The sequence below is a fragment of the Cobetia sp. D5 genome (assembly GCF_035666195.1).
Classification (GTDB): domain Bacteria; phylum Pseudomonadota; class Gammaproteobacteria; order Pseudomonadales; family Halomonadaceae; genus Cobetia; species Cobetia amphilecti.
Genome location: NZ_CP142020.1, coordinates 464,581 through 476,747 on the forward strand (window position 1 = coordinate 464,581; position 12,167 = coordinate 476,747).

At 66.2% G+C, this 12,167-nt stretch carries 9 protein-coding genes; 8 read left to right on the top strand and 1 reads right to left on the bottom strand.

Annotation, left to right across the window (positions count from 1 at the left end):
• The first annotated feature begins 49 nt into the window (after positions 1-49).
• The 8 genes from U0O11_RS02085 to U0O11_RS02120 all read left to right on the top strand — a co-directional run bounded on the left by U0O11_RS02085 (position 50) and on the right by U0O11_RS02120 (position 11,286).
• Positions 50-1,231: a GlxA family transcriptional regulator gene (locus U0O11_RS02085; RefSeq protein ID WP_043333766.1), complete on the top strand. Its 1,182-nt coding sequence runs from the start codon at positions 50-52 to the stop codon at positions 1,229-1,231.
• 285 nt (positions 1,232-1,516) lie between these two features.
• A complete protein-coding gene (gene mtgA / locus U0O11_RS02090; RefSeq protein WP_082388235.1) occupies positions 1,517-2,278 on the top strand; it encodes a monofunctional biosynthetic peptidoglycan transglycosylase in 762 nt (253 codons plus the stop codon).
• A 247-nt stretch (positions 2,279-2,525) separates the two neighbouring features.
• Positions 2,526-3,536, top strand: a complete 1,011-nt coding sequence (locus U0O11_RS02095) for a dipeptidase (RefSeq protein ID WP_324691413.1) — start codon at positions 2,526-2,528, stop codon at positions 3,534-3,536.
• Positions 3,537-3,649: 113 nt separating this feature from the next.
• A complete protein-coding gene (locus tag U0O11_RS02100) occupies positions 3,650-4,186 on the top strand; it encodes a DUF5943 domain-containing protein (protein WP_107335564.1) in 537 nt (178 codons plus the stop codon).
• A 272-nt stretch (positions 4,187-4,458) separates the two neighbouring features.
• Entirely contained in the window at positions 4,459-6,537 is a 2,079-nt protein-coding gene (gene dgcA / locus U0O11_RS02105) for a dimethylglycine demethylation protein DgcA (protein WP_324691418.1), read from the top strand.
• Between the two features lie 88 nt (positions 6,538-6,625).
• A complete protein-coding gene (locus U0O11_RS02110) occupies positions 6,626-8,836 on the top strand; it encodes a (Fe-S)-binding protein (RefSeq protein ID WP_324691421.1) in 2,211 nt (736 codons plus the stop codon).
• Positions 8,833-10,305, top strand: coding sequence for an electron transfer flavoprotein subunit alpha/FixB family protein (locus U0O11_RS02115; RefSeq protein WP_324691423.1), 1,473 nt, complete (start codon positions 8,833-8,835; stop codon positions 10,303-10,305). Before U0O11_RS02110 ends, U0O11_RS02115 begins: the two co-directional genes overlap by 4 nt.
• A gap of 33 nt (positions 10,306-10,338) precedes the next feature.
• On the top strand, positions 10,339-11,286 hold the full coding sequence (locus tag U0O11_RS02120; protein ID WP_324691425.1) for an electron transfer flavoprotein subunit beta: 948 nt from the start codon (positions 10,339-10,341) through the stop codon (positions 11,284-11,286).
• A gap of 104 nt (positions 11,287-11,390) precedes the next feature.
• On the opposite strand, the gene U0O11_RS02125 is transcribed toward U0O11_RS02120, so the two are convergent.
• Positions 11,391-12,014 (bottom strand): DUF4174 domain-containing protein, encoded by a 624-nt coding sequence (locus tag U0O11_RS02125; protein ID WP_324691427.1) that lies wholly within the window; start codon positions 12,012-12,014, stop codon positions 11,391-11,393.
• Positions 12,015-12,167 lie beyond the last annotated feature (153 nt).

A 12,167-nucleotide genomic window follows, 5' to 3' on the forward strand; every position in this document is an offset into this window, starting at 1 on the left:
CAGTGGCCGTTTCGCCCGCCCGTACGAAGCTCACTCATCCGCTGCAGGAATGGCCGGCGAGACGCGCCAGCCACAGACCATCGGCTTCCTGCTGCTCGACAGCTTCACGCTCATCTCGCTGGCCTCGGCGGTGGAACCGCTGCGCATGGCCAATCAGCTGGCCGGACGCGAGCTGTACCGCTGGTATACCGTGACGCTGGAAGGCGCCCCCGTGCGTGCCAGCGATGGCCTGCAGGTCACGCCCGATACCTCCACCGAGGCCTGCCCGCCGCTGGATATCGTCATCGTGTGCGGCGGCGTCGGCATCCAGCGTTCCGTGCATCGTCCGCATGTCAGCTGGCTGCAGGCCCAGGCGCGTGCCGGCCGCAAGCTGGGTGCCGTCTGCACCGGCAGCTGGGCGCTGGCCCAGGCGGGGCTGCTCGAAGGCCATGAGACAAGCATCCACTGGGAGTGTCTGGCCGCGATGCAGGAAGCCTTCCCGCGCGTGCCGTTGACCACACGACTGTTCTCCATCGATCAGGACCGCGCCACGGCCTCCGGCGGTACCGCGCCGATGGACATGATGCTGACCATGATCGGTCGCGAGCATGGCCGCGAGCTGGCGGCGGGCATCTCCGAGATGTTCATCTGCGATCGCGTACGTGGCGAGCAGGACCAGCAGCGCGTGCCGCTCAAGCATGTGCTGGGCACCACCCAGCCCAAGCTGCTGGAAATCGTCGCGCTGATGGAGGCCAATCTGGAAGAGCCCATCGGGCTGGACGAGCTGGCGCACTATGTCGATGTCTCGCGTCGTCAGCTGGAGCGGCTGTTCCAGCGGTATCTGCACTGCTCGCCGTCGCGCTACTACCTCAAGCTGCGCCTGACCCGCGCGCGTCAGCTGCTCAAGCAGACGGCGCTGTCGATCATCGAGGTGGCCTCGGCCTGTGGCTTCGTGTCCACGCCGCACTTCTCCAAGTGCTACCGCGAGTACTTCGGCATGCCGCCGCGTGACGAGCGCATCGGTGGCGAGCGCAGTGTCAGCGTGCTGGAGGTGCCGTGTCGCGCCGATGGCGATCACCAGCTGACCGGTGTCGCCAGTCTGGAAGGGCTGTTGCACCAGTCGATCGGCCAGAGCATGGTTGGCAACGCGCCCCTGCAACCGGCCAGCGAGTCCCCCGTCTCCTCGGCGATTCTGGCACTGGCCAATGCGCGCGGTGAGCCGACCTACGCCAGCGTGCGCCTGCAGGGCTGATGCCTGCCGACTGACAGCAGCTTCCCGCAACGTCCAACGCCTCTGCCGCTCCGGCAGGGGCGTTGTCGTTTTCACAGGAGCCACCGGCACGCTCTGGTACACTCGAAGGCACCAGGAAGCAGTGGCTGACACGACAATGGCTCGGCGGCGAGCCACGACACGCACGACAGGGGACGGCAAGGGATGGCACGAGGACAGCAACGCAGGCAGGAAGGCACGGAGCGTGTGGCGGGTGTGCGGCGCGGGGCGACACGCCGTCCGGCGCCGCGTGCCGGCATGCGCCCGATGGAGCGTCTGCGCTGGCTGGCGGTGTGGGCATTCAAGGTCGTCGCCTGCTGGATGGTGGCCTGCATCGGACTGGTGGTATTGCTGCGCTTCGTGCCGCTGCCGGTGTCGATGGTGATGCTGGAGAAGTGGGGCTATGGCCTGGTCACCGGCGAGCCGATGGCGCTGCAGCATGACTGGGTGCCGATGGAGCAGATTTCCAACAATGCCCGTCTGGCGGTGATCGCCTCGGAAGACCAGAAATTCCCCGATCACTACGGCTTCGATGTCGATCAGATCGTCAAGGCCATCGATGCACGGCTGGCCGGTGAGCGTCTGCGTGGCGCCAGTACCATCAGCCAGCAGACCGCCAAGAATGTCTTCCTGTGGAACGGGCGCAGCTGGGTGCGCAAGGGGCTGGAGGTCTGGTTCACCATCCTGATCGAGATGATCTGGCCCAAGGAGCGCATTCTCGAGGTCTACCTGAATGTCGCCGAATGGGGGCCGGGGGTCTTCGGCGTCGAGGCCGCAGCCGAGCATCACTTCAATACCGATGCCGCCAGCCTTTCCGCCTACCAGGCCAGTCTGCTGGCGGCGGTATTGCCCAACCCGATCCGCTTCAATGCCGGCAAGCCCTCGGCCTATATCCAGCGCCGCGCCAGCTGGACGCGCCGTCAGATGAACAATCTCGGCATGGGCTACTTGAAGCGTCTGGAACAGCCGCGTGGCTGGCTGAGCTGGGACCTGCTGCCTTCGCTCAAGGAGCTGTCCCCCGCGCATTGACCGGCCGACGCTACACCATCGGCTGTCCCACGACGCCCCGGCTCTCTCGAGTCGGGGCGTCGTCGTTTCAGAAACGACAGCCCTGACGCGATTCGATAGCCACGGGTCGCATCTGGCGTCAGAGGGGAAAGAGGGCAGGACTATGCTGGCACAGCCTGCTGGAGATCGTGTTCCGGCAGGCCCTGTCCGCCGGGTACGGGCAGTGACCTGACTTCCAGAGCCGCCTGCCCAGCGCCGGAGCGACATGATGTCCGAATTCTCCTCCTCCTTCGGTGGGTCCGATGCGGCCCGCGCCCTGCACGATGACAGCATCGTCATCGATGGTCTGGTGATCGCCAAGTGGCAGCGCGAGCTGTTCGAGGACATGCGCAAGGGCGGTCTGACCGCTGCCAACTGCACTGTCTCGGTCTGGGAAGGCTTCCAGGCGACCGTCAACAACATCGTCAAGAGCAACCAGCTGATCGCCGAGAGCAGTGATCTGGTCTGCGTGGCGCGCACGGCCGCCGACATCCGCGCCGCCAAGGCCGCCGGCAAGACCGGCATCATCTACGGCTTCCAGAATGCCAACGCCTATGAAGACCAGATCGGCTATGTCGATGTCTTCAAGCAGCTCGGCGTGGGCATCGTGCAGATGTGCTACAACACCCAGAATCTGGTCGGCACCGGCTGCTACGAGCGCGACGGCGGCCTGTCCGGCTTCGGCCGCGAGATGGTCGCCGAGATGAACCGCGTCGGCGTGATGTGTGATCTCTCCCACGTCGGCTCGAAGACCTCCGAGGAAGTCATCCTCGAGTCCAAGGTGCCTGTCTGCTATTCCCACTGCGCGCCGGCCGGTCTCAAGGACCACCCGCGCAACAAGTCCGATGCCGAGCTGTGCTTCATCGCCGAACACGGCGGTTTCGTCGGCGTCACCATGTTCACCCCCTTCCTCAAGGCCGGCGTCAACGCCACCGTCGACGACTACGTCGAGGCCATCGAATACGTGATGAACCTGGTCGGCGAGGATGCCATCGGCATCGGCACCGATTTCACCCAGGGCCACGGCCAGGACTTCTTCGAGTGGCTGACTCACGACAAGGGCTACGCCCGTCGTCTCACCAACTTCGGCAAGATCGTCAATCCGGAAGGCATCCGCACCATCGGCGAGTTCCCCAATCTGACCGAGGCGCTGCTGCGTCGCGGCATGAGCGAGCATCAGGTGCGCAAGATCATGGGCGAGAACTGGCTGCGCACGCTGGAAAATGTCTGGGGCGGCTGAGTCTGGCTGCCTGTGCCCTTTATTGATCGTACTTTCTTGATCGCGCTTTCCTGATCTTTCTTTCCTGATCTCTCTTTTGCAATTCCCTCAAGCCCCCTTTGGAGGACACCGACATGAGCAAGATGGCCCCTGAACTGCCGATCGAAGTGGATAGCGAGACTGGCGTCTGGACGTCCGATGCGCTGCCGATGCTGTACGTGCCGCGCCACTTCTTCATCAACAACCATGTCGCGGTGGAAGAGGCGCTGGGCGTGGAGAAATACGCCGAGATTCTCTATCACGCCGGCTACAAGAGCGCCTGGCACTGGTGCGAGAAGGAAGCCGAGCTGCATGGCCTGGTCGGCGTGGAAGTCTTCGAGCACTACATGAAGCGCTTGTCGCAGCGTGGCTGGGGTCTGTTCATCACCGAGGAGATCGATCTGGAGCGCGGTACCTGCAAGGTGCGCCTGGAACACTCCTGCTTCGTCTATCAGCAGGGCAAGACCGGCACCAGGCTCGAGTACATGTTCACCGGCTGGTTCGCCGGCGCGATGGACCAGATTCTGGCTGCGCGTGGCAGCGAACTGCGCACCGTCGCCGTCCAGACCCAGAGCGGCGGTGAGGAAGGCTGTGACGTGGGGTATTTCGAGGTCGCTCCCGGAACAGTGTGACGTTTTCGGATCCGCCACTCTCTATTCCATGGCTCGGGTCAAGGCCCAGGCCCGGCCCAGGCAAAAGGCAACAGCACAGGCCGGCTGCCCGATCATCTCTCTGTCACGACACTCACCACCCACAACAACGACAACGCAACGCCTGAGCGCCGCCTTTCCTGACATGCAAGACGCCTGACGCCAACCCCGCCGCCACCAGCAACGACTCGTGGCGGCGGGCAGGCCAGGCCGGCGTGACAAGGCGGTGCTCACCCCGGCGAGGAGCTCTCACCATGGCATTCGACGCACTCTTCCAGCCGATCGAGATCGGCAAGCTGACCATCCGCAACCGCGTCGTCAGTACCGCCCACGCCGAGGTGTATGCCACCGATGGCGGCATGACCACCGAGCGCTACGTGCGCTACTACGAAGAGAAGGCCAAGGGCGGATGTGGCCTGTGCATCTGTGGTGGCTCCTCGGTGGTCTCCATCGATAGCCCGCAGGGCTGGTGGAGCTCCGTCAATCTGTCGACCGACCGCATCATCCCGCATTTCCAGAATCTGGCCGATGCCGTGCACAAGCATGGCGGCAAGATCATGATCCAGATTACCCACATGGGCCGTCGCTCGCGCTGGGACGGCTTCGACTGGACCTCGCTGATGTCACCGTCCGGCATCCGCGAGCCGGTACACCGTTCCACCTGCAAGACCATCGAGGTGGAGGAGATCCAGCGCATCATCGCCGATTTCGCCCAGGCAGCACGGCGTGCCAAGGAAGGCGGCCTGGACGGCGTCGAGCTGTCCGCCGTGCACCAGCACCTGATCGACCAGTTCTGGAGCCCGCGCGTCAACAAGCGCACCGATGAGTGGGGCGGCAGCTTCGAGGGTCGCATGAAGTTCGGCCTCGAGGTGCTCAAGGCGGTGCGCGCCGAAGTCGGCGACGACTTCGTGGTCGGCATGCGCATCTGTGGCGATGAATTCCATCCCGATGGCCTGTCCCACGACGACATGAAGCAGATCGCGGCCTATTACGATGCCACCGGTCTGCTCGACTTCTTCGGCGTGATCGGCTCGGGCTGTGATACCCACAACAGCCTCGCCAACGTCATTCCCAACATGTCCTACCCGCCGGAACCCTTCCTGCACCTGGCGTCCGGCATCAAGGAAGTCGTCTCGATTCCGGTGATCCACGCCCAGAACATCAAGGACCCCAACCAGGCCGAGCGCATTCTGGAAGGCGGCTATGTCGACATGGTCGGCATGACCCGCGCCCACATCGCCGACCCGCACATCATCGCCAAGATCAAGATGGGCCAGCTCGACCAGATCAAGCAGTGCGTCGGCGCCAACTACTGCATCGACCGCCAGTATCAGGGCCTCGACGTGCTGTGCATCCAGAATGCCGCCACCTCGCGCGAATACATGGGCCTGCCGCATCAGATCGAGAAGACCAGCGGCCCGGTGCGCAAGGTCGTCATCGTCGGCGGCGGTCCGGCCGGCATGGAGGCGGCCCGAGTGTGCGCCGAACGCGGCCACGACGTGACGCTGTTCGAGGCCCGTGACGAGCTGGGCGGCCAGATCACCATCGCGGCCAAGGCGCCGCAGCGCGATCAGATCGCCGGCATCACGCGCTGGTACCAGCTGGAACTGGCGCGCCTGAAGGTCGACCTGCGCCTCGGTACCCGAGCCGATGAGGCCACCATCCGTGACCTGCGTGGCGATGTGGTGATTCTCGCGGTGGGCGGTCGTCCGTTCATGGACCAGTTCGCGTCCTGGGGCTACGACGAAGACCCGGCCAAGAGCCTGATCGTCTCTTCATGGGACGTGCTGGATGGGCGCGTCGCGCCGGGCAGCAACGTGCTGATCTACGACAGCATCTGCGAGTTCTCCGGGGTCTCGGTGGCCGACTATCTGGCCGACAAGGGCGCCAGGGTCGAGATCGTCACCGACGACATCAAGCCGGGTGCGGCGGTCGGCGGTACCACCTTCCCGACCTACTACCGCAGCCTGTATGCCAAGGAAGTCGTGATGACCTCCGACATGGTGCTGCATGAGGTCTACCGCGAAGGCGAGGGGCTGGTGGCGGTGCTCGAGAACGAATACACCGGCACGCTGGAAGAGCGCGTCGTCGATCAGATCGTGGTCGAGAACGGCGTGCGTCCGGATGAGGCGCTCTACTACGCCTTCAAGGACGGCTCGCTCAACAAGGGCCAGATCGACGTCGAGTCGCTCTACGCCATCAAGCCGCAGCCGTGCCTGAGCCAGGCCACCGAAGGCAATGAATACCTGCTGTTCCGCCTCGGTGACTGCAACGCACCGCGCAACACCCACGCCGCCATCTATGACGCCCTGCGTCTGTGCAAGGACTTCTGATGACGTGATCTGCCGAGCCGGCTGCTCCTGTGCGCCGGCTCGGCAGTCGTCCGGTCGACAGCGGGCTTGAAGAAAGAGGGTGAGCAGCATGAATGACACGATCTTGTCGGTATTGATCTTCACCGCGCTGGCGCTGGCTGCCATCGGCGCGGTCAAGCGCATCGGCCTGTGGCGCCAGGGGCGGGCGGACGCCACGTCCATGAGTGTGGGAGAGCTGATCGCGAGCCTTGCCAAGGTACCGCGCCGCTACGGGGTGGACCTGCACCACGTGGTCGCGCGGGACCGCTATATGGCCAACACCCACGTCGCCACCGGGGGTGGTTTCGTGGCCGCGGCGCTGCTGATGGTGGTGGTCTACGGCTTCGGCATCGACTCCGCCTGGCTGGGCGTCTTGCTGCTGCTGGCCAGTGGCGCGATGTTCGGTGGCGCGCTGTTCGTGCGTCGTCGTCGCCTCGACCCGCCGGCGCGCCTGTCGCGTGGCCCGTGGATGCGTCTGCCCAAGAGCCTGCTGGTGTTCTCCGCCAGCCTGTTCGTGATGAGTCTGTCACTGGTGCTGCCGGAAGGCGTCGGCGGCATGATCTCCGGCGGTATTCTCGGGCTGGTGCTGGTAGCGGGCATCGCCTGGGGGCTGCTCGAGATGATCGTCGGCATGACCGGCGGCGGCTCGCGCATCACCGGGCCGATGAAGCATGCCTTCGCCGGTGCGCTGCATCTGGCCTTCCATCGGCGTCCGGCACGTTTCAGCACCCGTGACAGTGCTGGCATCCGCGACAGCGCGCTGCTGCCGCTGGACCTGACCAACCGCGAGGCACCGCTGGGTGTCGGCAAGCCGTCCGATTTCAACTGGCGTCAGCTGCTGGGCTTCGATGCCTGCGTGCAATGCGGGCGCTGTGAAGCGGTGTGCCCGGCGTTCGCGGCCGGTCAGCCGCTCAATCCCAAGAAACTGATTCAGGACATGGTGGTCGGCATGGCCGGTGGCAGCGATGCCGCCTACGCCGGTTCGCCCTATCCGGGCGATGAGCCCAGGCGCGCGCCCGGCCAGCATGGCGGCGGCCCGCAGCAGGCCATCGTCGGGGCCTCTCCGCATGCTCGCCCGGCAACTCAGGCCGTTGACTCTGATAGCCAGACCGTTGCCTCTGGACCGATCCAGATCAAGGCGGCATCGGGCGCTGCGGGTGAGGCGACAGATGGCGACAAGCTGATCCACGAGTTCAAGGTACTGGTCGAGCCGGAAACCCTGTGGGCCTGCACCACCTGTCGCGCCTGCGTCGAGGAGTGCCCGATGATGATCGAGCACGTCGATGCCATCGTCGACATGCGCCGTCACATGACGCTGGAGCAGGGTGCGACGCCGGGCAAGGGTGTCGAGGTGCTCGACAACCTGATCGCCACCGACAATCCGGGCGGCTTCGCGCTCGAAGCGCGTCTGCATTGGGCAGCGGATCTCGACCTGCCGCGCATCGCCGAGCTGCAGGCCGCCCGCGAGGCAGCGCGTGATCCGCGTCCGGTGGAAGCGCTGCTGTGGCTGGGCGATGGCGCCTTCGACATGCGCAACCAGCGCACGCTGCGTGCCTTCGTGCAGGTGCTGCGCGCCGCCAGGGTCGATTTCGCCATCCTCGGTGCGGAAGAACGTGACAGTGGCGACGTGGCGCGCCGCCTGGGGGATGAGGCGACCTTCCAGTCGCTGGCCACCCGCAATATCGCCACCCTGTCGAAGTATCGCTTCGCGCGCATCATCACCTGCGATCCGCACAGCTTCCATGTGCTGGGGCGCGAATATGCCGCCTTCGGTGGCGACTACCTCGTCAACCACCACACCAGCTACATGAACGAGCTGCTGGCGGCGGGTCGTCTGAGCCTCGATGCCACCAAGCTGGCGACGCTCGGCTCGGTCACCTGGCACGACCCCTGCTATCTGGGGCGCTACAACGGTGAATTCGAGGCGCCGCGTAGCTTGTTGGCGGCGCTGGGACTGGAAGTGCGCGAGATGCAGCGCTCCGGTTTCCGCTCGCGCTGTTGCGGCGGCGGTGGCGGCGCGCCGGTGACGGACATCCCCGGCAAGCAGCGTATCCCCGACATGCGCATGGGCGATGTGCGCGAGACCGGCGCCGAGGTCGTGGCGGTCGGCTGCCCGCAGTGCACCGCGATGCTGGAAGGCGTGGTGGCTCCGGCCGGTGAAGCCGAACCCCAGGTGCTGGATCTGGCGGAACTGATGGCGCGGGCGCTGGTACTGGAAGCGTCCACGCAAGGCTTGGCGGCGTCGACCACGCAGCCCACTGACGCGGAGGTGGCGGCATGACGATTCCCGTCGATCCACAAGCAACCGAGCGCCCACCGGTATCCCATCGAGAGGCGTTGCCACGCCGTGACCCGCGTCTGGAGCAGCAGGCACGCAATCGCCTGCACCCGCAGCATCTCATCGCGCTGCAGGCGCTGGGCCGCGGCGCGGCAGCCCCTCAGGAACGCTGGATGGGCCCGCAGGGCGTGATGCGTCGCGACCCGCATGTCGGCCACTTCATCGCCGCCAATGGCCGCAAGCGCATCGACCGCAGTGGCCGCTCCGGGCCTGCCGCGGCGGGTGCTGGCCAGCCCGCGGTCGTGGCCAAGGCGCGCGTGCTGCCGCTGGTCGAGATCGCATCACCCGCCTTCCTGATCGCGGTGGTGCCGGACATGACCGGTGGGCGACTCTCGAGTCACGACCGCGATGTGCTGGGGCTGGCGCGTCAGATCGCCGATGCCGACCCCGCCCATCAGGGCGCGGTGCTGGCCGTCACCTTCGGCACCTTGCGTGAGGATGGTGACGCCGCCGACAGTGTCGGGCTCGGCGCGGCGGGTGCCGATCGCTGGCTGCACTTCGCCGATACCCTCCACGATGGTTATGCGCCGCTGGCCCAGCTGGCGGAGCTTGAGGCCATCGATGGCAAGCTGGCACCACGGCTGTGGTTGCTGCCGGAATCCCGCACCGGCGGCGGCGAACGCGGCCGACGTCTCGGTGCGCGCCTGCTGTGCCGGGGCGATGCGCTGGCGCGGCCCAGCGGCAATGCCTATCAGCTCGACGGCGAGCTTGCCGCCATCGGGCGTGGCGAGCTTGCCGAGGTGAACGTCACCGGGCGCAGCGGCAATGGTCAGCAGGACCTGACCCGCCCGCTGACCCGTATCGTGCTGTGCGAGGCGGAATGCGCCGAGCCGGTGGAAGATGTGCGCCACGCCGCGCTGCCGCTCGAGTGGGAGGCGGCCAGCACCGCGCACGCCGTGCCAGACGTGATCGAAGATCTTGGCCCGGTGGCCGTCGACCCCTCCGCGATCGCGCTGGGCGAGGCCGAATTCATTCTCTCGGCGGGCAACGGCATCCGCGATTGGGATGGCTTCCACCGCGCCGCCAGCCTGCTGGGTGCCACCGAAGGCGCCTCGCGGGTGGCGGTGGATGACGGCTTCATGCCGCGTGCCCGCCAGGTCGGCGCCACCGGTACCTGGGTGACGGCGCGGGTCTATGTCGCGGTGGGCATCTCGGGGGCCATCCAGCATCTGCAGGGCATCCAGCGCTGCGACAAGGTGGTGGCCATCAACACCGATGGCGGCTGTGACATGGTCAAGCGTGCCGATCTTTCGGTGATCGGTGACGCCGGGGCGATTCTCGCCAGTCTCTGCCAGCAGCTCGAGGCCGAACGCAGTGCCGGCGGTGATGCCTCCCAGGCGGGTCAGGTGCCTGCCGCGCCCTCGGCGTCATCCAGTACGTCATCCGCCACGCTTGCCGCCGACGCGGCCTGAACTCGCGCCTGCGACAGGGGAAAGGAGAAGGACATGAAGGCAGATCGTTCATCCGTTGCGCAGCAGGCCTCGGCACCGCTTGAGGTCGTGAGTCTGGTGTCGCTGGGGCAGCACCCGGTTTCGGGGCGTCTGAGGCGCGCCGAGCAGGACGCCCGCGCCCTGGAACTGTGTCTGGCGCTGGAGCGTCAGTCGGCGCCCGGTGCCGTAAGCCTCAGCGCCTGGCACGCCAGTGGCAGTGAGATCGCGCCCGGCAGCGAGCAGGATCAGGCGCTGCGCGGCTATCTGGGCATGGGGCTGGAGTCGTTGACGCTGGTGACGCCGGATGCTCCTGGCGCTGACCCGCTCAAGGCTGTCGATTCGTCGCTCAAGGCTGTCGATTCGTCGCTCAAGGCTGCCGATTCGCTCAAGGCTGCTGATCAACCGGTCATCGATGTCTGGCCGCTGCTGGTCACGCGCCTCAAGCAGGCGGCACCGCAGCTGGTGGTGTGTGGCGGCCAGGGCGAGACCGGCGAGGGCAGCGGCCTGCTGCCGCATCTGCTGGCGGAGAGTCTCGGCTGGCCGCTGGTGGAGGGTATCGTCGCGATCGAGAGCTGCGATGGCGCGCATCTCACCGCCTTGCAGGCGCTGCCGCGTGGCCAGCGGCGACGGTTGCGCGTGAAGCTGCCGGCGCTTGTCAGTGTCGATTCCGCGGCACCGGCGGCGCGTCAGTCGGCCTTCGCGCAGGCGCGGCGCGGTGAGCTTTCTTCGCTGGCCAGCGGCGAGCTTGTCCATGATGCGCAGGCCGAAGCCTTCGGCGTGGCCCCGGCTCGCAAGCGTCCCAAGCGCTTGAAGCGTATCAAGGCGACCAGCGCGCGGGACCGCTTCAAGGCCGCGGCCGCCAAGGCCGAAGGGGGTGGTGGCAAGCGGCTGGAGGGCGTGAGCGTCGAGGAGGGCGCGGCGGAAATCCTCAAGCTGCTGCGTGAGGAAGGCGTGCTGCGCTGAAGCCGCGCAGACGGTAAAAAGCCCCTGTCAGCTCGGCTGGCAGGGGCTTTTTCATGCATCACAGAAGGTCGTTTCTCACAGAAGGTCGCTCCTTACAGATAATGTCACTCCTCCCACTGCCAGTCCTCATCGTTCAAGGGGTCGGGCGAGGTGTGTTCGTCGGTGCCCTGGGGGGGCTTGCGCGCTGCCTGACTGGCTTCGCGCTGGCGCATCGGCATGTTGTCGATCACCTGATAGATCTGGTCGGGGGAGACGAAGCCTTCCTGCTGCATCTTCTTGCCGCCGTCCTTGCCCATCAGAATGACGGTGAAGGGCGCGCCCTCGCGCAGTTGCATGGCATCGCGCAGGGCACGCACCTCCTCGAAGCTCATCGGCACGCCATCGTGGATGCCGCGCGTGCCCATCAGCGTATAGAGCGTCATGTCGCGTTGCTGCATCTCGCCACGCGTGGCGCGCAGTTCCTCGCGCTGTCGCTCGAGATCCCGGTCCTGTTCATCCGGGGCGATCAGCACCAGCGAGCGTCGGTTCCAGGTCTCGCCCAAAAGCGGGTTGGCGGCGGGGTCGACATTGGCGGCGGTCATGGTGGTCTCCGCGGTCTCCGGCGAGGTCGGGGGCGGTGGTGCGCCAGTGGATGTCTCGGCGGGCGCGTTCAGGTCGGCGTCCGAATCCAGCAGGCTGATGGCATGCACCGGCGAGCTCAACAGCAGGGCCAGCAACAAGAGGCTCATCAGGCCCGGCGTCAGCCTGTGATGCGAGAGCCGTCGAGGCAGCGCGGGCGGTATCTGTGTGGACAGTACCTGCGAGGACAGTCTCTGCTTGGATATTATCTGCGCAGACGGTATGTGCGTGGACATGGCAGTCCTCCGGCAACGAATGTTATG